Source organism: Actinoplanes sp. G11-F43, assembly GCF_050589265.1.
GTDB lineage: Bacteria > Actinomycetota > Actinomycetes > Mycobacteriales > Micromonosporaceae > Actinoplanes.
In genome coordinates, this window is record NZ_JBNZCE010000106.1 from 1 (window position 1) to 1,042 (window position 1,042).

Here is a 1,042-nt window from a genome sequence, read left to right on the forward strand (position 1 = left end):
GCTAGGCCGTGTATCGAAGTCGGCGGTGGCGGGTTGAGGGAGATCACGCGCGTCGTTGATCGATAGACGGCGAGGTCTCCGGTAGTTGGTTTAGCGACCAAGCAAAACCGGAGACCACCGGAGACCTCGTGGATACCTTAACGGTGACGCGACGGTTCGATCTGACCGACTCGGAGTGGGCGGCGCTGCAACCGTTGCTGCCTGCCGGTCGTCGGCCAGGTCGGCCGTCGCGATGGACGAAACGGCAGCTCATCGACGGGATTCGGTGGCGGATCCGGGTCGGTGCGCCGTGGCGTGATGTGCCCGCGGTGTACGGGTCTTGGTCGGCGGTGTACGCGTTGTTCCGCCGCTGGCAGCGTGATGGGACGTGGGCACGGATTTTGACCGCGTTGCAGCAGATCGCCGACGCGGCGGGCCGGATCGTGTGGGACGTGTCGGTGGATTCGACCGTTGCTCGCGCGCATCAGCATGCTGCTGGCGCGCGTAAAAGGGGGATCTGCAGGCGGAACCACCCGGCAGCAGCGGCCGGGTGGAGCCGGCCGATCACGCGTTGGGTCGCTCCCGGGGTGGGCTGACCACCAAGTTGCACCTGGGCTGCGAGCAGGGCCAGAAGCCGTTGTCCATCGTGTTGACCGCCGGGCATCGCGGCGACAGCCCGCAGTTCATCGCGGTCTTGGAGGGTATCCGGGTGCCGCGGCCGGTCGGTCGGCCGCGGGTGCGTCCGGACCGGGTCCTGGCCGACAAGGCGTACACCTCGCGCGGCAACCGTCGCTATCTACGTCGGCGCGGGATCAAGGCGACCATCCCGAGCAAGGCTGACCAGGACGCCAACCGCCGCAAACTCGGGTCGAAGGGCGGTCGGCCACCGGCCTTCGAACCCGAGATCTACAAGCAACGACATGCTGTCGAGTGCGGCATCAACCGGCTCAAACGCAACCGCGCTGTCGCCACCCGCTTCGACAAACTCGCCGTCCGCTACGAAGCCACCGTGACCATCGCCGCGATCAACGAATGGTTGTAGCCGACTTCGATACACGGCCTA

The 1,042-nt window shown here is 66.7% G+C and carries 1 protein-coding gene; it reads left to right on the forward strand.

All coding sequences use genetic code 11. The features are described from left to right. Window positions 1-128 precede the first annotated feature (128 nt). Window positions 129-1,021 (forward strand): IS5 family transposase gene (locus ACQ0O7_RS45120; RefSeq protein ID WP_430792104.1). Its coding sequence is split into 2 segments (ribosomal slippage): window positions 129-491 and window positions 494-1,021, totalling 891 coding nucleotides; the frame shifts between segments, so codons are not numbered across the junction. Window positions 1,022-1,042 lie beyond the last annotated feature (21 nt).